Origin of the sequence: Bacteroides sp. An51A (assembly GCF_002161565.1) — a bacterium.
GTDB classification, from domain to species: Bacteria; Bacteroidota; Bacteroidia; order Bacteroidales; family Bacteroidaceae; genus Phocaeicola; species Phocaeicola intestinalis.
The window spans coordinates 340811-360529 of sequence record NZ_NFIC01000002.1 but is presented as its reverse complement, the minus strand read 5'-3'; the positions used below and the strand labels follow the sequence as shown (position 1 = coordinate 360529).

16 protein-coding genes and 5 tRNA genes are annotated in these 19719 nt (G+C 43.9%); 4 read left to right on the top strand and 17 right to left on the bottom strand.

Annotated features, from left to right (window positions below; genetic code table 11):
• Positions 1-14 precede the first annotated feature (14 nt).
• The 14 genes from rplJ to rpsU form a co-directional block, all read right to left on the bottom strand.
• Complete coding sequence (rplJ, locus tag B5G04_RS05125) at positions 15-533, bottom strand: 50S ribosomal protein L10 (protein WP_022040819.1); 519 nt, start codon at positions 531-533, stop codon at positions 15-17.
• 14 nt (positions 534-547) lie between these two features.
• The gene (rplA, locus tag B5G04_RS05120) at positions 548-1249 is read right to left on the bottom strand and encodes a 50S ribosomal protein L1 (RefSeq protein ID WP_022040818.1); all 702 of its coding nucleotides are present in this window, start codon (positions 1247-1249) and stop codon (positions 548-550) included.
• 20 nt (positions 1250-1269) lie between these two features.
• Positions 1270-1710, bottom strand: coding sequence for a 50S ribosomal protein L11 (gene rplK, locus B5G04_RS05115; RefSeq protein ID WP_087396137.1), 441 nt, complete (start codon positions 1708-1710; stop codon positions 1270-1272).
• 59 nt (positions 1711-1769) lie between these two features.
• Complete coding sequence (gene nusG / locus B5G04_RS05110) at positions 1770-2312, bottom strand: transcription termination/antitermination protein NusG (RefSeq protein ID WP_022040816.1); 543 nt, start codon at positions 2310-2312, stop codon at positions 1770-1772.
• Positions 2313-2328: 16 nt separating this feature from the next.
• Positions 2329-2523, bottom strand: a complete 195-nt coding sequence (gene secE, locus B5G04_RS05105) for a preprotein translocase subunit SecE (RefSeq protein WP_022040815.1) — start codon at positions 2521-2523, stop codon at positions 2329-2331.
• 15 nt (positions 2524-2538) lie between these two features.
• A tRNA-Trp gene (locus B5G04_RS05100) sits at positions 2539-2611 on the bottom strand.
• A 61-nt stretch (positions 2612-2672) separates the two neighbouring features.
• Positions 2673-3866: an elongation factor Tu gene (tuf, locus tag B5G04_RS05095; RefSeq protein WP_087211339.1), complete on the bottom strand. Its 1194-nt coding sequence runs from the start codon at positions 3864-3866 to the stop codon at positions 2673-2675.
• Positions 3867-3913: 47 nt separating this feature from the next.
• A tRNA-Thr gene (locus tag B5G04_RS05090) sits at positions 3914-3985 on the bottom strand.
• 16 nt (positions 3986-4001) lie between these two features.
• Positions 4002-4074, bottom strand: a tRNA-Gly gene (locus B5G04_RS05085).
• 7 nt (positions 4075-4081) lie between these two features.
• Positions 4082-4164: transfer RNA gene (locus B5G04_RS05080), tRNA-Tyr, on the bottom strand.
• Between the two features lie 16 nt (positions 4165-4180).
• A tRNA-Thr gene (locus tag B5G04_RS05075) sits at positions 4181-4254 on the bottom strand.
• 97 nt (positions 4255-4351) lie between these two features.
• Positions 4352-4651, bottom strand: coding sequence for a ribosome-associated translation inhibitor RaiA (gene raiA / locus B5G04_RS05070; RefSeq protein ID WP_087211356.1), 300 nt, complete (start codon positions 4649-4651; stop codon positions 4352-4354).
• 15 nt (positions 4652-4666) lie between these two features.
• The gene (locus B5G04_RS05065) at positions 4667-5545 is read right to left on the bottom strand and encodes a tyrosine-type recombinase/integrase (protein WP_087211336.1); all 879 of its coding nucleotides are present in this window, start codon (positions 5543-5545) and stop codon (positions 4667-4669) included.
• 74 nt (positions 5546-5619) lie between these two features.
• Positions 5620-5811, bottom strand: a complete 192-nt coding sequence (gene rpsU / locus B5G04_RS05060; protein WP_087211334.1) for a 30S ribosomal protein S21 — start codon at positions 5809-5811, stop codon at positions 5620-5622.
• Between the two features lie 159 nt (positions 5812-5970).
• Here rpsU and B5G04_RS05055 point away from each other — a divergent pair, with 159 nt between their 5' ends.
• Both B5G04_RS05055 and B5G04_RS05050 read left to right on the top strand, forming a co-directional pair.
• Complete coding sequence (locus B5G04_RS05055) at positions 5971-7755, top strand: aminopeptidase P family protein (protein WP_087396135.1); 1785 nt, start codon at positions 5971-5973, stop codon at positions 7753-7755.
• A gap of 245 nt (positions 7756-8000) precedes the next feature.
• Positions 8001-8513, top strand: coding sequence for a gamma carbonic anhydrase family protein (locus B5G04_RS05050; RefSeq protein ID WP_022040137.1), 513 nt, complete (start codon positions 8001-8003; stop codon positions 8511-8513).
• 66 nt (positions 8514-8579) lie between these two features.
• On the opposite strand, the gene B5G04_RS05045 is transcribed toward B5G04_RS05050, so the two are convergent.
• Complete coding sequence (locus B5G04_RS05045) at positions 8580-9605, bottom strand: beta-eliminating lyase-related protein (RefSeq protein ID WP_087396133.1); 1026 nt, start codon at positions 9603-9605, stop codon at positions 8580-8582.
• Positions 9606-9902: 297 nt separating this feature from the next.
• On the opposite strand from B5G04_RS05045, the gene B5G04_RS05040 reads away from it, so the two are divergent.
• Positions 9903-13007 (top strand): hypothetical protein, encoded by a 3105-nt coding sequence (locus B5G04_RS05040; protein WP_087396131.1) that lies wholly within the window; start codon positions 9903-9905, stop codon positions 13005-13007.
• 650 nt (positions 13008-13657) lie between these two features.
• On the opposite strand, the gene B5G04_RS05035 is transcribed toward B5G04_RS05040, so the two are convergent.
• The gene (locus B5G04_RS05035) at positions 13658-15244 is read right to left on the bottom strand and encodes an ATP-binding protein (RefSeq protein ID WP_204246998.1); all 1587 of its coding nucleotides are present in this window, start codon (positions 15242-15244) and stop codon (positions 13658-13660) included.
• A 437-nt stretch (positions 15245-15681) separates the two neighbouring features.
• Here B5G04_RS05035 and B5G04_RS05025 point away from each other — a divergent pair, with 437 nt between their 5' ends.
• Positions 15682-16188 carry an RNA polymerase sigma factor gene (locus B5G04_RS05025; RefSeq protein WP_087396125.1) on the top strand — a complete coding sequence of 169 codons (507 nt, stop codon included), beginning with the start codon at positions 15682-15684 and terminating at the stop codon, positions 16186-16188.
• Between the two features lie 700 nt (positions 16189-16888).
• Here B5G04_RS05025 and B5G04_RS05020 read toward each other — a convergent pair.
• Positions 16889-19636 (bottom strand): PL29 family lyase N-terminal domain-containing protein, encoded by a 2748-nt coding sequence (locus B5G04_RS05020; RefSeq protein WP_087396123.1) that lies wholly within the window; start codon positions 19634-19636, stop codon positions 16889-16891.
• Between the last annotated feature and the right edge of the window lie 83 nt (positions 19637-19719).

Here is a 19719-nt window from a genome sequence, read left to right as displayed (position 1 = left end):
AAATATTAAAGTTGTTATTCGGGACGTTCTGCAAGCGTCTGAAGAACGCCGTGAATGGTGTTTCCACCTGATTGAAGAGCAGAAATAACATTCTTCGCAGGCGATTGCAACAAAGCAATAATATCTGCAATGACTTCGTTCTTACTCTTGATAGTTGCCAAAGCATCGAGTTGTTCTGCTCCTACATAGAAACCTTCTTCTGCATATGCAGCTTTCAATGAAGGAACACCGTCTTTGTATTCTTTCAACAATTTTGCCGGGACATTGGCAACCTCAGTAAACATGACTGCCGTAGTACCCTTCAAAGAATCGAATAACGGTGAATAATCAACATCTTCCATGCTCAGCAAAGCCTTGTGAAGCAAAGAATTCTTCACAACAACCATCTTAATACCGGCCTTATAGCACTTTCTACGCAAATCACTGGTAGCAGCAGCATCCATAGCTGTAGTATCTACCAGGTAGAAATGTCCATACTGCTTTACGGTATCAGCTAATTGACCTATAATTACGCCTTTATCTTCCTTTCTCATGACTCCTCCTTAGTTTATTGTATTTCATCTACTGATTTCGGGTCGATTTTAATACCCTTACTCATAGTACTTGAAAGATAAATACTCTTGATATAAGTACCCTTAGCTGCTGCCGGTTTCAATTTGATGATAGTAGCGATAAATTCTTTCGCATTTTCACGGATTTGGTCAGAAGTGAAAGAAATCTTGCCGATAGAAGTATGAACGATACCGCTCTTGTCTACCTTAAAGTCAATCTTACCTTGCTTAACCTCCTTAACAGCCTTAGCTACATCCATAGTCACAGTTCCGCTCTTCGGATTCGGCATCAATCCACGAGGACCAAGTACACGACCGAGAGCACCGATCTTACCCATGATAGAAGGCATTGTGATGATTACATCAACATCTGTCCATCCACCTTTGATCTTTTCAATATATTCATCAAGACCAACATAGTCAGCGCCAGCTTCTTTTGCAGCAGCTTCAGCATCCGGCGTACACAATACAAGCACACGAACCTGTTTACCTGTCCCATGAGGCAAAGATACAACACCTCTTACCATCTGGTTAGCTTTACGAGGATCCACACCTAAACGTACGTCGATATCAACTGAAGAATCAAATTTGGCGAAAGTAATTTCTTTTACCAGTTCCGAAGCTTCTTTCAGTGAGTATGCTTTCCCTGCTTCAATTTTTTCTGCAGCCAACTTTTGATTTTTTGTCAGTTTACCCATTATTAATTGAAGTTTATTTGTTATTTACCCGGGAAGTCACCTTTTACAGCGATACCCATACTTCTAGCTGTTCCTGCTACCATAGTCATGGCAGCCTCAATAGTAAAGCAGTTCAAGTCAACCAACTTATCCTGAGCGATTGCACGAATCTGATCCCAAGTCAATTCAGCGACTTTCTTACGATTCGGCTCAGCAGAACCACTCTTAATCTTCGCAGCCTCAAGCAGCTGAATAGCCACAGGAGGAGTTTTGATTACGAAGTCAAAAGACTTGTCTGTGTAGTAGGTAATAATAACAGGCAATACCTTACCTGCCTTGTCCTGGGTCCTGGCGTTGAATTGCTTGCAAAACTCCATAATGTTGATACCCTTCGAACCCAAGGCAGGTCCAACGGGAGGTGATGGATTTGCAGCGCCTCCTTTAATCTGTAATTTGATTAGTCCAGCAACTTCTTTAGCCATTTTCTTAGTTTTTAATATAAATGATTAACGAATAGAATAACGACACGTAACAAGATGTCTTATTCCTTTTCCACATCCGTAAAGCCCAACTCAAGCGGAGTCTTCCGCCCGAATATTTTGACCATCACTTTCAATTTCCGCTTTTCCGTACTCACTTCTTCAATGACACCACTGAATCCGCTGAACGGTCCGACAGAAACCTTTACTGTTTCTCCTACAACATAAGGAATGTTTGTGTCCTCACTTGCCTCCTGCAGTTCATCCACCGTACCCAGTATCCGATTTACTTCCGATTGTCTTAATGGTACCGGATGATCCAGTCCTCCTAAGAAACCGATTACATTGGTAATGTTTCTCAAATGATGAGCCACTTCACCAACCAACGCAGCTTCTATCAAGACATAACCGGGAAGATAAGTCCGCTCTTTCACAATTTTCTTACCATTGCGAACCTGATAGACTTTCTCCGTAGGAATCAATACCTGAGATACGTATTCGCCAAGGTTCGTATTCCGCATTTCTGCTTCGATATACTCTTTCACCTTGGTTTCCTTACCACTCACGGCACGAAGTACGTACCATTTCTTTTCAACCTCAGACATTTTCTTCAACTGTTAATTAGTGCGGATAGATAACATCTTCCATAATGAACTGGAAGGCAGAATCCATAAGAAAAACAACGAGTGCAATAAGCAGGGAAGCATATAAAACAACTACTGCACTACTAGAAAGTTCTTTACGAGTAGGCCAAGATACTTTATGGACTAGTTCGTCGTAAGATTCTTTACAATAATTCGTTATCTTTTTAAACATAGTTTTCAAATTTAGCACGGGAAGAGAGACTCGAACTCCCGACACTCGGTTTTGGAGACCGATGCTCTACCAACTGAGCTATTCCCGTAAAAATAGTTCCCGAAAATGAATCCGGGAACTATCTATCTTAATTCAATGATTTCCTTTAATTAGTCAAGAATTTCAGTAATCTGACCTGCACCTACTGTACGTCCACCTTCACGGATAGCGAAACGCAAACCTACGTTCAATGCAACCGGGTAAATCAATTCTACAGTGATAGTTACGTTATCACCCGGCATTACCATGTCTGTTCCTTCCGGCAAAGTAATTTCACCTGTACAGTCCATAGTACGCAGATAGAACTGAGGACGATAGTGATTGTGGAACGGAGTGTGACGACCACCTTCTTCTTTCTTCAGGATATAAACCTCAGCTTTGAACTTAGAGTGAGCCTTAACCTGACCCGGGTGACACAAAATCATACCACGTTTGATTTCGTTCTTGTCGATACCACGGAGCAACAGACCTACGTTATCACCAGCTTCGCCTTCATCCAAGATCTTGCGGAACATTTCAACACCAGTTACAACTGATTTCTTATCCTCACCCAGACCCAAGATTTCAACTTCGTCACCTACTTTTACGCGACCAGCTTCAATACGTCCGGTAGCTACAGTACCACGACCTGTGATTGAGAATACGTCTTCAACCGGCATCAAGAACGGTTTATCAACATCACGCGGAGGCAGAGGAATCCAGTTGTCAACAGCTTCCATCAGTTCGATAACCTTGTCTTCCCATTCCTTCACGCCGTTCAATGCACCCAGTGCAGAACCACGGATGATAGGAGTATTGTCACCGTCGTAGTCATAGAATGACAGCAGTTCGCGCATTTCCATTTCTACCAGTTCCAACATTTCTTCGTCATCAACCATATCGCATTTGTTCAAGAATACAACCAAACGCGGAACGTTTACCTGACGAGCCAACAGGATGTGTTCACGAGTCTGAGGCATCGGACCATCAGTTGCAGCAACTACGATGATCGCACCATCCATCTGAGCAGCACCAGTTACCATGTTCTTCACATAGTCGGCGTGTCCCGGACAGTCTACGTGTGCATAGTGACGATTTGCAGTTTCATATTCTACGTGAGAAGTATTGATAGTAATACCACGTTCCTTTTCTTCCGGAGCGTTATCAATCTGATCGAAAGACTTGATTTCGTCAGCTTTAGTGAAACCTCTTTCTGCCAAGACCTTAGTAATAGCAGCAGTCAAAGTTGTTTTTCCGTGGTCTACGTGACCAATCGTACCAATGTTCACATGGGGTTTGGTGCGTTCAAATTTCTCTTTAGCCATAGCTTTACTTATTTATTTTGATTAATAATCAGCTTTACATATTCGCGAGCTGTTACCGGGACTTGAACCCGGGACCTCTTCCTTACCAAGGAAGTGCTCTACCGCTGAGCTATAACAGCAAAAGAAGAAAAGAAGAGCGGAAGACGGGACTCAAACCCGCGACCCTCAGCTTGGAAGGCTAATGCTCTATCGACTGAGCTACTTCCGCAAATCAGTGGGCAAAGATGGATTCGAACCACCGAAGGCGTAAGCCAGCAGATTTACAGTCTGCCCCATTTGGCCACTCTGGTATTTGCCCAACTTTCTTTCTTCTGAGCCTCTTGTCGGATTCGAACCAACGACCCCGAGATTACAAATCACGTGCTCTGGCCAACTGAGCTAAAGAGGCAAGATTAAACTTTGCAGCCACGCGGCTATCTATCGTGGCTTAGCGGCTGCAAAGTTAGATATATTTTTTGAATCACAAAACTTTTAGCGTGATTTTTTTATTTCCCTTGCTGTTTTTCTTTTACTTTCAGCAATTGCTTAGACAATGCATCCATGCATACGTCTATCGATTCTTCAAATGTATCACTTACTTTTTCTGCGTAAAACTCGGTATTCAGCGCCAATACGCGCACGCCAGCTTCCTTATTCATAGCTGTCTCCGGCTTTACCACCTTCAAAGACACCTCTACTTTCTTTATATTATCGCAAAATCTTTCAAGTTTCTCTGCTTTCTTCTGAATAAAAGCTTCCAGTCTCTCAGATGCATCGAAATGAATGGATTGAATTCTTACTTCCATAAAAACCTCCTTTTTTTACGCTCTTGGATGAGCTTGTTCATAAACTTTTTTTAATTCTTCAAAAGTCGTATGCGTATAGACCTCGGTAGTGGTCAGGCTCTCATGTCCCAAAAGCTCCTTCACCGACTCCAGCCCTGCCTCATTATTCAGCATAGCCGTCGCAAATGAATGCCTCAGCACATGCGGGCTTCTTTTCTTCAACGTCACGACCTTCGACAAATCGCGTTTCACCAACAAATAAACAAGACTGGGATATAATGCTTTCCCTTCCTTACGGACGAAAAACGCCTCACATTCCCCGTGCCAATATTCTTCTCTTGCCGAAAGATAACGGAGCAGCCTTTCTTTCAAACCTTCCCCGAACGGGATAATACGCTGCTTATTCCTCTTTCCTGTCACTTTTATCTGGCATGCAGACAAATCCACATCCCCGTCTTTCAGACCTATCAGCTCCGCCTCGCGGATACCCGTTTCATAAAAGACTGCGATAACCGTCTTGTTGCGGACACTCTCGAAATCGTCACCCGGTTCCTCATCCAGCAACCTGTCCATATCAGCTTCTTTTACAAATACGGGAAGCGGTTTCTTCTTTTTCGGCCCCTGAACCTTCCGGATCGGATCTGCCGAAACCACATTCTCCCGCAACAGATAGCGATAAAACGACCGCAGCGCACTCAGCTTCCGGTTTACCGACGATGCCGAATACCCCTCATCCATCAATGAAACCATCCATCCACGGATAATGTCCGAATCGACAGCCGTAAAATCCAAAGCCTCATCCACCGCTTTGAAGTATGCTTCAAACTCCGAGAGGTCTGTACCATAGCTGACAATGGTCTTGTCAGAATAGTTTTTCTCGAACTGGAGATACCTCAGAAAAGATTCCTTCAACATAAAAATATCGCCTTTCTTGTTCTCAGCAACGAATTTATGAAAAAGAATTCAATTATTCAAAGATTTTTGCGGAATTATTCTTCTGTCTGATGCATTTTTTGAACGTAAATAGCACGTTCCATCTTCAATCTCTTCAATACAGACGGTTTGTCGTACTGCTGTCTGCGTCTCAATTCTTTTACAACACCTGTTTTCTCAAATTTTCTTTTAAATTTCTTCAGCGCTTTTTCAATGTTTTCGCCTTCTTTTACTGGTACTACAATCATGTTTTTAAAATTAAGATTATATTGTTATTAAATGTTGCGTAGTCAATTCGCGGCGCAAAATTACACATACTTTCTTTATTTACAAAACTTTCCACCATATTTTATTGTATATTCCACAGAAATCGTAACTTTGCTAACCGTTAAAACGAAAGCTACTGTATGGAAACAAGAATCACCGAACGAATAGCGTCTTTACGCGCTTTCATGCAAGAAAGAGGACTTTCTGCATTCATCATCCCAAGCACCGACCCACATGCGGGCGAATACGTGCCTCAATACTGGGAGGCACGCAAGTGGATTTCCGGATTCACAGGTTCGGCAGGAACCGCTGTCATCACCTTATATAATAAAGGAGGACTTTGGACCGACTCGCGTTACTTTCTCCAGGCTGAAGAACAGTTGAAAGGCTCGGGCATCATTTTATTCAAAGACCGTCTGCCCGAAACTCCATCTATCCCCGACTGGCTGGGAAGTGTACTGAACCCGCACGACAAGGTGGGTATCGACGGATGGGTAAACAGCTATGGAGAAACAGAAGACTTACGCACTGCACTGGATACACATGGACTGGAACTGGTAGCAACCGATGACCCGTTCCGACTCATTTGGAAAGACCGCCCTGCCCTGCCCGGCAATCCCCTTTCTATTCTGCCACTCACTTATGCCGGAACGTCTGCATCCGACAAGCTAAGAACCATACGTGCCTGCATTGATGCAACTCCGGCCGACGGAATCCTCCTGTCCGCTCTTGACGAAATAGCCTGGACACTCAATCTGCGGGGAAATGACGTACATTGCAATCCGGTATTCATCAGCTACCTGCTCATCACCCGCCAAGATGCCACCTTATATATAATGAGTGAAAAACTTACCCCCGAACTGACCGCTTATCTCACCGAAAACGGTGTACAGGCAAAAGATTACGGAGAAATAGAAAACGACCTGCGGCACTTCACCGGCAAGAGCATCCAACTTTCGCCCGAGACCAATTACGCACTATACCGTACGGCACAATCGGCCGCATCCGTCATCTGCCGTCCATCACCCGTCTGTATGTTGAAGGCCATCAAGAACGAAACCGAGATAGAGGGCTTCCATCAGGCAATGAAACGCGACGGAGTAGCAATGGTACGCTTCCTGATGTGGCTGAAGGAAGCCGTAAAGAGTGGAGCGGAAACCGAAATCAGTATTGATAAGAAACTATACGAATTCCGCTCGAAGCAAGACCTGTTCCAAGGCATCAGCTTCGATACCATCGCTGGCTACCAGGAACATGGAGCCATTGTCCATTACGAAGCCACCCCCGAAACAGCATCTACACTGAAGCCTGAAGGCTTGCTGCTCTTGGATAGCGGTGCACAATATACCGACGGCACAACCGACATAACCCGCACCATTGCCCTCGGACCGGTATCCGATGCACAACGCATCGATTACACCCTGGTGTTGAAAGGTTTCATCGCCTTGTCGCAAGCCGAATTTCCACAAGGCACATGTGGCACACAACTCGATGTACTCGCCCGCCAGTTTATGTGGAAAGCAGGTATCAATTACGGACACGGTACCGGACACGGAGTAGGACACTTCCTCAACGTTCACGAAGGCCCTCATCAAATCCGAATGAACCACGTCCCTGCCCTACTCCAACCCGGCATGACCCTCACCAACGAACCGGGCATTTACAAGTCTGGACGGTACGGTGTGCGCACCGAAAACACCATGCTCATCATCCCCAGCCAGACTACAGAGTTCGGTAAATTCTATAAGTTCGAACCATTGACACTCTGCCCGATAGACAAAGAGCCCATCCGCCCCGAAATGATGACAGCCGAGGAGAAAACATGGCTAAATGCCTATCATCAGAAAGTATATCAAGAACTTGCACCGCTGCTGGCACCCGAAGAGGCTGCATGGCTGGAAAATGCCACCTCTCCCCTCGCCTGAAGCATACAGATATTATCTTCAGAACCATATGCACATATTTGCACCAAGCGGTGCAGATATGTGCATCCGCCAAGGCAAATAAGTGCACCGCCGACAAGATTAATAATCTTCCGCGTGCAAGATTAATAATCTTACGGCTTGAAGATTATTAATCTTATCGCATATAGGTCGAAGTGCATCCGCCGGAGCAAAAGGCTGAAGAACCGCAAACAACCTTTTATCGCAACATTCAAACTTAAGAAAATATGGCTTTAATCAAATCAGTAAGAGGATTCACTCCCAAAATGGGAAGCAACTGTTTCCTTGCCGACAATGCCACGATTATCGGTGATGTAGTGATGGGGGACGATTGCAGCATCTGGTTCAATACCGTCCTGCGGGGAGATGTCAATAGCATCCGCATCGGAAACCGGGTAAACATTCAGGACGGAAGCGTCCTGCACACACTTTACGAGAAATCGACCGTAGAAATCGGCGATGATGTTTCTATCGGACATAACGTCACCCTGCACGGGGCATGTATCCACAACAAAGCACTCATCGGTATGGGCGCCACCCTGCTCGACCATGCCATAGTGGGCGAAGGTGCCATCGTAGCCGCCGGCGCTCTGGTACTTTCGAACACGATAATCGAACCATACACCCTTTGGGGAGGCGTTCCGGCAAAGTTCATCAAGAAAGTAAATCCTGCACAAAGCAAGGAATTAAACCAAAAGATAGCTAACGGATACCTGATGTATGCCTCGTGGTACAAATAAATGAAGAATGAGGAATGAAGAATCGCTGCGCCCGCATGGAATTCTTCATTCCTCATTCTTAATTCCTCAAAGCTTCCCAATCAATGCATCCACGTTTTCTTCTCGTGTCGCCCAGCTGGTAGCTATGCGCACCGCGGTATGCGTATCGTCTACTTTTTCCCAGACCTCGATACCGACCTGGGCAGAAAGGCGTGCCAATTGTTCATTCTCCAATACCACGAAGAGTTGGTTGGTCTGCGGAGTAATCAGAAACCGGTATCCCCGTTCCTTCAGTGCCGATACAATCTTGTCCGCCATCACAATGGCATTGCGGGCAATCCGTTCGTATAATCCGTCGGTAAAGAGTGTATCAAACTGAAGTCCGAGCAAACGCCCTTTTGCCAACAATACCCCTCTTTGCTTGATAATGGAAGACAACTGGCGGATAGCACCCGGACGAGGCATCACCAAAGCCTCGCCAAACAAAGCACCCACCTTTGTACCACCAATGTAAAACACATCGCAAAGCGAAGCTATCGCTTCCAGTGTCACATCATTACCATGAGCCGCAAGAGCATAACCCAAACGCGCACCATCCATATACAAAGGAAGGTGATGCTTGCGGCACACAGCCGACAAAGCCCGAAGTTCTGCCAATGTATACAAAGTCCCATACTCGGTAGGCTGGGAAATATACACCATTCCAGGAGCTACCATAGCCGTCCAACTGGGATTGGCATAAAAATCTGTAACATAGCGGTTCACATCCGTAGCAGAAAGCTTACCCTCAGCATGTGGCAAAGCCAGTACTTTATGCCCGCCAGCCTCTACAGCACCGGCTTCATGCTGGTTAATGTGTCCGCTCTCTGCAGCTATCACACCTTCATACGGACGAAGCATTGCTGTTATCAGCGTAGCATTGGTCTGCGTTCCGCCTACCATAAAATGTACCTCCGCTTCGGGAGCAGCGCACGCAAGCCGTATTTTCTCACGTGCCGCCTCACAATACACATCAGTTCCATATCCCGGTGTCTGTTCCATATTAGTCTGCATCAACCGCTCCAATACAAGCGGATACGCCCCTTCCAGATAATCACTTTCAAAATGTAACATAGTTTACAATATAAAAAATCCAAGACAAAGATAGAAATAAAACCTCTATCTTTCTTGATAAAAAGCCTCCAATCTCAATAAAACAAAACAGACCCTCATACGGAACATTTTACCAACAAACCTTAATATCAGACACGAATACATCTATAAATCAAATACTTATATACAATCCGTCAGTAGCCGGCGCGGCTACTGACGGGGCTTTCCTCCTGTTCTCTCCAGAATATGGCTGTACTTGTAAAGGCTTGAGTTAGAACGATTTGAGTTTTTTAATTTATAAATTAAATTTTATTTGTTATGAGAAAAAAGTATTTAAGTGCACTGCTGTTCGGAGCGCTGTTGTTCGCTTCAACAGGAACTTTTACCTCTTGTAAAGACTATGATGACGACATCAACAATCTGCAAGAACAAATCAGTGGCCAGGAAGGTGTAAGCGCCAAGATTACTGCGATAGAAAGCACTATCAGCAGTTTGCAATCTGCACAAAGCGGTTTGCAAAGCGCAATTGACGCTGCCGAAAGTGCAGCCCAACAAGCTGCTCTGGCTGCTCAAAACGCTGCCATTGAAGCTGCAAAGGCTGACTTGGAGGCTGCAAAGGCTGAACTGCAAGCTGCCGCTACTGCAGACAAAGAAGAGCTGCAAGCTGCTATTGCTACTGTTAACGAAACATTGGCAGGCATTTCGGGCAGCATCCAGACTTTGGAACAGTTCAAGACTAACACTGAAGCTTCACTGGAAGCCTTGGCGCAAGCTGACACCAATTTGCAGAACGCCATCACTGATCTGGAAGCTTCTGTGGCTGAAAACGCAAAGCAGATTGCTGCCAACAAAACTGCCATTGAGGGACAGCTTGCTGCTTTGGACGAATATAAGGCTCTGACAGGTGCAGACATTGATGCTTTGAAAGCTTCAATCGAAGCCATCGAAGCTGGTCAGTTGACCGAAGAAATGGCTAACAAGATTGCAGAGCAGGTGACTGAAACTGTTGGTGCTGAACTGGATTTGATTTCGGCTGCTTATAGCAAGATGGTCACTCATGTAGAAGTGTTAGGCTACGATGAAGGTGAATACAGCGACCCCATCATTGCTGGTTTTTATAACCGTATGGATTTACGTACAGCAGAAGCTGTGGAAGACCGTGTATTCGGAGGCGCAGAGCAGGCTGACGAAAAAGAAGCTGCCTTGTATGAAATCAAGAACCAAATTGAATTCAAGAAGGGTGAAAGAGCATTCTTGACAGACTCTGTTTTGATCCGTGTATCTCCGAGCAATGCAACACTGACTGCTGATCAGATTTCATTCATCAACAGCGAGCTGGGTAACTTGGATGAATTGGTTACAGTTACGGATGTGAAACCATATAAAGGTATGGTAACTCGTGGCGTTTCTTCTAACGGCTTGTGGAAAGTTTACTTCAAGTTGAACGAAACTAACTACAGTGAAGATGCATACATGAAAGCTGCCAAGTATAAATATGACAACACATTGAGTCAAACAGCTATTGACAACTTGGCGGAAATCAAGTATGCAGTCGCTATCAAAGACACTCCGGCTGAACAGGAACGTTATGTAACCAGTGGTTACGACTTGTATTTGGCATCCGACTATGCTCCTGTATACGAGTTAAGATTCAAGGTTGATGACAAGAATGTCTCTACCATATATAACCGTTTCCACCATGCAGAACAAAACAATGGCTCAGACTGGGTATTGAACGGAGATAACGACTTGATGTACGACTACAAGTGGAATACAAACCGTGAGGGTGATGAACGTATACTCCAAAATGGTTCTTATACTAGCATTGATGCCGATTACAAATCAGGTACTGCCACTATTTTAGGAAGTCGACAAGATTTATGGAATGGCGGTGACAATAGAGAAGATTATGACTATTTCTCTGCAGAAGTAGGAGTGCCGTTCACTGTAGAACTTGGTGATTATACAACCGACCAGCAAAGCGGCATTTATGGCTTCTATGTCGTATTGGATGCACAACGTGCGGTAGAAAGTGCTCCGTCTGAAATCAACGCATGGAATTCGTATGAAGCAAACATTACCGGACTGAATACCATTACTACCAACGGTAAGCTGACAATGAGCATCAACGATGAGAAGGCAAACGGTGATATTATCGGTTTCCGTGTATATGCTGTTAACCATGACGGTTCTTTGGTTGACCCGGACGGTAAGGCATTCTATGTTGCTGTAGGTGAATTCGAAGCAACTACATTGGCTACTACTTATACTCCGGATTACGACCCGACAACAAAAGCTGTTAGTCGTGAAGCAAAAGTCATTACTATTGATAATGAATTGAAAGCATTGTTCGAACAAGGCTGCGATATCGACTACACTGAGGATATCGATAACAACCCGATTGTTGATGGTGTACAAGGTACATTCTCCTATGAATTCTTGGATAAGGACGGTAATGTAACTTATAATAAGGCTGACGCTGTAAGCATACGTTGGGTTGCTGATAATGCCGCTTATAACTATGCTGACAACGAGACCTACACAATCTTTGTTGATATCAAGAACCGGAACAACATGATTGTGAAGAAGTATGTTGTAGAAATCACGAAGACTATGCCTGGATTCCCTGAACGCTTTACGCCGAAGGATAATCAGTTCATTGATGGTGTTCATACCACTGTTGATGCTTACACTTTGAATAACTGGTACAATCCTTACGACTTCACTGAAGCATTTAATGGATTAGTAGATGTAGAAGGTACAAGTGCATCAGACGGTAACTATGACTTTAAGTGTGCAACCGACGGTATTCTAATCAAGCGAGTATGGAATGGCACTGAATATCGTTATCAAATAGAATTTGACTACAGTGTTCTGACACAAAACGAAATTTTCGAATTGATAGGTGGAACTTACGACATCAACGTATCTTACACTTATCCGCGTATATCTTCGGAAAGTGATGATCATAATTATACCGTATCAGGCGAAAGCTTCAAGGTTAAGTTGGATAACGATGAAGTTCTGTCTGCTGATTGGTTGAGACTCAATGCTGATAAGAGTCCGGTTAAATTCAACTTGACTTATGGACAAAACAATAGCCAATTGACTATTGGTTCTGATGCTGCCACTTGCTGGATTAATATCAAGAAAGATGGCGACGCTTACAACTTCAGTCCGGCAATGATTGGTTACGAAGCTGTTAAGGAAGGCGAAATCCATTTGATTAGCAACAATGGAGGTGTAGACGAATACTTCACGGTAGAATTCAATGAAGCTACTAATGCCTTTGTATTTACACCGGTTGTAGGTGCTTTAAGACCTGCTGAAGATGTTAATTCTACATTGCAATTCGTCTTGGTTGACGCATTCGGACACGAACATCCTGTATCATTGGCTAATTTCGTTGTAAAAGCACAATAATAAAGATGGAAATTAATCAAAGATAACCAAATGCTTACCTAAGATTAAGAGAGGCGTTCTCAATCTCGTATTGGGAACTGCCTCTCTTCTTTTTAACTGATTATCCTTATGAAAGCCAACATCCAGAAAGCCTTTGTCGTCTTGATTATCTGCCTGAGCGCAGCCATTGTGATGTATTACCTCTGCAGCTAATGCCGGAGAACTCCCGAAGGGCAAGCCACAGGAACAATAGATGAAGGCTGATATAAAGGACAAACAAATTCGAAACGGATCATTCCTCTGTAACCGGGCGCATCAACATGCTGATGAAAAACTCCCGATTCTACTACCGGACCTATACGGAAGACAAAATCATCCTCAAATACATCGTTCCCCAACTATAGGCCCACCAACGCTTGCATCCGGCTTATCAACCTTCCGGAAGTGTCTTTATCTGCAAGCCGCTCATATTTTCTTTCCCGAAAAACGATTAATAACCACTTTTTTATTAGTGAATATCCACATTTCACTCAATGAACTGTAGGAGCGTATCGCATACGCCCGAATGCGCCAACTTATCCACGCAAATACCTTCAGGGCGTATGCAATACGCCCCTACATGGCTTTTGCGAAATTCATTAATAGTAAATCGTAAATAGACAAATAGTAAATCAGGCGGTTTTCCAGTCCTCCACTGTACCCGTTTCGGAAGAGAAATTCACTCCTATTTTATATAAGGTGCGCGGGTCGGCCTCGTAAGGGCGGGCATAGCCTTTCGCCTCTATCTGCGCCAAAGCCTCGTCCGCCGTGCCATCGCGCTTGAATTCGAAAATATAGATGTACTCATCCGTCTCCACGATACAGTCGGCACGTCCCTGGCTCTGTTCTTTCTCGGTATAGACTGTATAAACGCTTATCAGGCGGAAAATGAGATAAAGCGTATAGTGGAAGAAGCGTTCCTTCTCCGCCTCGTCCTTCTTGGTACGCATTGAGTATGGAATACTGGCAAGGAACGATGTGAACAGTTTGCGAAGCTGTTCCAAATCGCCGTGTTTCAGAGATTCCACTACGTCTATTACCCAATTCCCCATATTTTCTTTGGATTTCAGGTAATCGGAAGCGATTAAGGACACGAAACCGTTCTTCACTTCGTTGTTCGGGAAATCGAGAAGGAAACGTTCGTATACAGGCTCATATCCTTTGATGGTCAGATAACCGCTCTGGTAAATCATCGGCAAGGGCTTCTCCACGTCCGCCTTGTAATCGACAAACTCTTCGGGGCGATAATAACGTCCGGTCAGTTCGTTCAAGTTCTCCTGCGTATGGTTCAGCAGGCGGACCAGATAGGTGGGTGTGCCGCTGGAGAACCAATAGTCACGGAGTGCCTTTTTGGCAAACGCGTTCAGCAGGCTGAACGGGTTGTATATGTCCGTCAGGTTGCCGCTGAAGTGATAGCCGTCATACCGGTGCTTCAGCATGTCCAGCATCCCTTCTTCAGTAACCTTATATTTTGTAGCCAATGCCTTGATAGGCTCGGCAAAATAATGCTCCAGTTCTTCCTGTGTGATGCCGCAAAGCGTTTCATACTGCTCGTCCATGCTGATGTCGCTCGGCTGGTTGAACCCGCTGAACACACTTACCTGAGAGAACTTGGTCACGCCCGTCAGCAGCACGAACTGAAGGTCTTCATCCGCCAATTTAAAGGTGGAATAGAAACTCTTTAATATTTCCCTATGGATGCCTTCCAGCAAACGTTCCTTCCCGTCTATCGTGGTCGTGTATCCCGTATCCAGCACATCGAGTATGGGTTTGTCGTATTCGTCTACCAGCACCACGCACCGCCTGCCGTACCGCTTGTGCGCCTGCTGCAGCACGTAGGCGAACCGCTTGCCTATATCCTCAAATTCTGTAGTTCGCCCGTATTCCTTTTCCCATGTGCCGACCGTACCTCCTATGATATCATCCAGTTTGCCCGATCTTGTAAAGTCAGTCCCGTTAAAGTCGATATGGAACACGGGGTATTCCGCCCACTCGGTTTCCAACTTGTCAATAGCAAGCCCTTTAAATAGTTCTTTCCGCCCCTGAAAATAACATTTCAGGGTAGACACCAGCAGGCTCTTGCCGAACCGACGAGGGCGGCTCAGAAAATAGATTTTCCCGCCTTTTACTAACTGGTAAATCAAATCAGTTTTATCAATATAGACATAACCGTCTTCTATAATCTGGTCAAAGCTCTGGATTCCTATCGGGTACTTCATCATGCATCAAGTTTTGGATTTACGCAAAGAAACAAAATTATTCTGAAAGGGGCAATAAAAAAGCGGCTCAAAAGAGCCGCTTTTATAATAGAAGAGTTAATTGAATTATTCAACCGTAATTTGTACAGGTACTGAACTTGTCTTAGAATATCCCCAAATATCGGTAACTGTAATTTCAACAGTTGTTGTTGAAGTTTGTGGAACATTCTGTGAATGCATTTCAAAGTATCCGTCACGCTTAACCGTTGTATTACCAGAAGTAATCGGAGACTGAGCTGCGTTCGGAGTCCTTTAATATGATTGATTTGACTTTGCCCATAAGTGTATCTTTGAGGTTTATGAGGCAAAGGTATCAAATCTATATGATATAAACTAATTATGAACATCTACTTAGTTTATCGAATGCTTACAATATTAACCCCAAAAAACAGAACCAAATGAGAACAGCCGACTTTGCTCAGAACCTGCTGAGCGTCCAAACCGAATTACATCACTTTGCTTATAAGCTCACGGCTGACCGCGAAGACGCGGACGACTTGTTACAAGAAACATCGCTTAAAGCACTGGGTAACGAAGACAAGTATACCGCAGAAACAAACTTTAAAGGATGGATATATACCATCATGCGCAATATCTTTATTAATAATTACCGCAAATCAGTACGCGACCAGACTTACATAGACCAAACCGATACCCAGTTCTTCCTCAACCAGCGGGAGTATGACATCGAGACCGGCTCTATCGAAAACGGATACGACCTGAAAGAAATGCATATCATCGTCAACGCCCTTCCCAAAGAATACCGCATCCCCTTCATGATGTATGTATCGGGCTTTAAATACCGTGAGATAGCCGACCGGTTGGATTTGCCTTTGGGCACCGTAAAAAGCCGCATCCATTTTACCCGCCGCCGGTTGCAAAAGGAGCTGAAAGACTTCCGGTAAGCCGTATTTATAGTAGGACAAAATTGGCTTGCGGAAAATGGAATGGTACACAGAAACACAGAGTTTAATGAACTCTGGAAACATCCACATAAATAAATAATCCTGTAGGGGCGTATGTGATACGCCCCTACAAGGTTATTGGGTAAAATACGGAATCCATAATTTTATGTCGAGATTGCAGAGAGTGGCGTTTGGCTCCGTACCTTTTGCCTTCTCCCAATGATTCCCCCGCTTCTTTGCGTCTCTGTGTTCTATTGAGAAACTGTTTTGAATTTATCATGGCTGATTTAGAGCCTGTTTAAATTTTGCTCAGGCTTATTTTGAGCATTGTTTTCGAGGATGTTTTTCTGATTTTATAAAGAGGATAACGGGCTATCTGATGACGAGTTGAAACGGAAAAAACGTTTTGTAGAAATTCAAAACAGTTTCTTTAATCACACGGATTTTTCGCATTTCATTTCTGATTAAGTATATCATCAGCCCCAATACACAAATATATTTTGCGCAAAATATACGCTATGAACAAAAATAATAAAATACGATGGCTATAGCCAAACAAACAAGTACGCTTACAAAAATCACTTCCTTTTTATTTTTCTGCATATTATACTTCCGCCATTAAATGATTGTCTTCCCGCAAAACCATAAAAAAGAAGGTGACTTTGTGAGCCACCTTCTAAAATGTCAAGAGAGCGAATATTTATCGTTTCTTCAGTGTTACAGGAATGATAACTTCTACTTGAGAAAGGTCTGTGAAAGTTACAGTAGCTTTCACTTGAAGAGCATAGTCGCTCTGCAACAACGAACCTTGGTTCTTCCAAGTAACTACACCATCCGAATCAACCTTCAACTCACTTCCTGCACTCATGTTGCTTGTAATGGTTGTCCAAGCTTCATTGCGTACAAATTCATAACCTACAGAAACGATGCCGCTTGTAAGCTTATATGTATCCGTAGCCTTGGAAGTCAATGCCAATGCAGAACCATTCCACTTGTAAATATCATCTCCTTCGGTATCTTTTACGAGTACCTTAGACATTGTTTCCACCTTATTTTCACCGACACCGTCTGTCAGTTCTACACCACCTGCATTACCGGCAACAAACGGATTTTCGAATACAATATCGTAAGAGTAGTCACAGTTTTCACCGTTAGCAAGAGTCGTGGTATAAGTCATCGTCTTGATGGCGTAAGGTTCGGTCAACTCATTGCTCAATGCTACTATATGGCCGGCTGGATCCATAGTTACGCCTGTTTCATCTATCGCCCAAGCAAATACTATGCTATTGACATTGGTTGGCAGATAACCCAGATCGAATATACCTGAGCCAGACTTTCTTGTGAAATGCTCTTCCAATGCGGTAGACATTTCCCAAGCGTTAGAAGTATTCAACTGGCCTTTTACGACAATCAAATCACCGGTATGTCCATCGTAGTTCGTAACATGATACAGCGGGTTGTAAGTGTATTGCTGGCATTCTTCTTTTACATAGAATACTTGCGTCAAGACAACATCCGGATGTGCAGTCGTATCATCAGACTTCAGAGTGATGGTAACCGTATACTTGGCACCCTTGCCGTCAACGTCTTTATAAGTATTTTGTGTCAATACTTCGTTATTGACAGCTACTTCAACATTAGAAGTTGTCTGGTTTGCCTTGTTGAGGTCTACAGTACATTGGATTCCTGCATTTGTAACGGCGTTACCGTTAGCAACGGTTGTTTCCGGTATAACCGTAACAGTACCCGAAATGCCTTCAACTTCTACCTTAATGTTATAAGTGTCATTGTTGCCTCCATAATAATTCCAGAACGATGCTGCAGTCAAGTGGGTCTGGCCATAAATCTCTGTATTGATTTCTTCCCACGACATTGCTCCAACTTCCGTATATGCGCCAGAAAGTGTGTAGTAATCTTTTTCTGCAGTAACGTCAATGTTGGCATTGATAGCTTCCATCGGTTCAGAAGAAGTCGCTGTAATCTCAATCTTGATATAAGAAGAGCCGACCATTCTTTTAACACCATGGTTATCTGTCAAATAAGCATCTACACGTACCACCGGTGTACGGCCGATAGCAGGAGTCAATGTTCCTTCACCTAAATTAGCGGTATTTACTTTCAAAACACCGTCTGTAAGTTGAACGAACCATTGCTGGTTGGTGTGTTGTTGATCATTTGCCAGATATTCTTCGGGTAAAGAGAATTCGTATTCCATGCCATAGAAGCCCAGGTCTGACAAATAGTTATCTTTGTCGTTAGAATACAATCCAACCTTTTCCTTCAAATCCAATTCACCGGTATATATCATTTCAAGATTTGCAGGAGCACTCAATGCAACAAACTGCTGGATGAAATCGCTTGTCTCACCATTTCCCACAATAGCTTTGGTTCTCGGATAGAATTCAACGGCATCCGAACCAACTACTGTTTCAGTCGTGTCTGCTATTACAGCGTCAATGGGAGTAGAAGTAATATGAACGAAATCAGAAGTAACGGTTTCTTGACCGCTGAATACCTGAAGGGCTGCAAGTGAATTTTCTTCCAGCTTGGTAGCGTTAACCAAAGTCTTGGCTGTTACTTCGCCGTCAACAATTTCTGATTCATGAATGGTCAGCAAACCATTTTTATCACCCGTAGCTCTTGACACAGCTCTGTTGACGAACTTCAAAGAAGTATCTTCGCCCACATAAGCTCCGGTAGGATTCAAGCGGTACAACATATCTACTACGTTCGATTTATCCAAGTCTTGCGCAATGAAGTCTTTCGTAGTCGTTTCGTATTTGCTTTCGTCCAAATACGTTGCTACGTGGTAGAATTCTTCTGTCGTTGTAGGATAAGGCAATGTTTTGCTGACTTTTTCAGGAAGGAAAGCAACAGAAGCTAACGCTTCACCCAATGTCAGTTCAAGGTCTGTTTCAGAACCATCTACATTGCTGAACACAAGCTTATTTCCGTTTTTAACAGCAGTCACACCCGATGCGGCCCATTTTATATCGGTTTGTTCTACAAACTCACCATCTTTATAAATGTCGAAATAGCCAGTTTCCTTGTTGGGGACATATACTTCTACAGGTTCCGCTTCGGTCGAACTGCCGATAGCTTGATATTCTGTCTTCACTCCATCTTGATACCAATAACCATCTTCCCCGATAGTCCATACTACAGCGTCTGCCCCATCTGTACCGTTGGCTCCATTCAACACTTCATACACACCATCACTTGTTGTGATTCTGATACCGCCATTCCCATCTGTAATTGTTTCAACAGAAGTAATTACGACACCTGCATTCACAAGATCCTGTAAGTCGGCAAGGTCAGCCTTTACGGCATCCACTTGCTCCTGCAGACTGTTGATGTCATCATCGTAGTCTTTACAAGAGGTAAAAGTTCCTGTTGAAGCGAACAAAAGCGCTCCGAACAGCAGTGCACTTAAATACTTTTTTCTCATAAAAAATTAAATTTAATTTATAAATTAAAAGATTCAAATCGTTCTAAATCAATGAGTTGATTGCACTGCCTGATTCACGGAGA

Excerpts from the sequence above, each read along its gene's own strand:
- rplJ (WP_022040819.1), bottom strand. The coding sequence starts at position 533 with ATGAGAAAGGAAGATAAAGGCGTAATTATAGGTCAATTAGCTGATACC.
- rplA (WP_022040818.1), bottom strand. The coding sequence starts at position 1,249 with ATGGGTAAACTGACAAAAAATCAAAAGTTGGCTGCAGAAAAAATTGAA.
- rplK (WP_087396137.1), bottom strand. The coding sequence starts at position 1,710 with ATGGCTAAAGAAGTTGCTGGACTAATCAAATTACAGATTAAAGGAGGC.
- nusG (WP_022040816.1), bottom strand. The coding sequence starts at position 2,312 with ATGTCTGAGGTTGAAAAGAAATGGTACGTACTTCGTGCCGTGAGTGGT.
- secE (WP_022040815.1), bottom strand. The coding sequence starts at position 2,523 with ATGTTTAAAAAGATAACGAATTATTGTAAAGAATCTTACGACGAACTA.
- tuf (WP_087211339.1), bottom strand. The coding sequence starts at position 3,866 with ATGGCTAAAGAGAAATTTGAACGCACCAAACCCCATGTGAACATTGGT.
- raiA (WP_087211356.1), bottom strand. The coding sequence starts at position 4,651 with ATGGAAGTAAGAATTCAATCCATTCATTTCGATGCATCTGAGAGACTG.
- B5G04_RS05065 (WP_087211336.1), bottom strand. The coding sequence starts at position 5,545 with ATGTTGAAGGAATCTTTTCTGAGGTATCTCCAGTTCGAGAAAAACTAT.
- rpsU (WP_087211334.1), bottom strand. The coding sequence starts at position 5,811 with ATGATTGTAGTACCAGTAAAAGAAGGCGAAAACATTGAAAAAGCGCTG.
- B5G04_RS05055 (WP_087396135.1), top strand. The coding sequence starts at position 5,971 with ATGGAAACAAGAATCACCGAACGAATAGCGTCTTTACGCGCTTTCATG.
- B5G04_RS05050 (WP_022040137.1), top strand. The coding sequence starts at position 8,001 with ATGGCTTTAATCAAATCAGTAAGAGGATTCACTCCCAAAATGGGAAGC.
- B5G04_RS05045 (WP_087396133.1), bottom strand. The coding sequence starts at position 9,605 with ATGTTACATTTTGAAAGTGATTATCTGGAAGGGGCGTATCCGCTTGTA.
- B5G04_RS05040 (WP_087396131.1), top strand. The coding sequence starts at position 9,903 with ATGAGAAAAAAGTATTTAAGTGCACTGCTGTTCGGAGCGCTGTTGTTC.
- B5G04_RS05035 (WP_204246998.1), bottom strand. The coding sequence starts at position 15,244 with ATGAAGTACCCGATAGGAATCCAGAGCTTTGACCAGATTATAGAAGAC.
- B5G04_RS05025 (WP_087396125.1), top strand. The coding sequence starts at position 15,682 with ATGAGAACAGCCGACTTTGCTCAGAACCTGCTGAGCGTCCAAACCGAA.
- B5G04_RS05020 (WP_087396123.1), bottom strand. The coding sequence starts at position 19,636 with ATGAGAAAAAAGTATTTAAGTGCACTGCTGTTCGGAGCGCTTTTGTTC.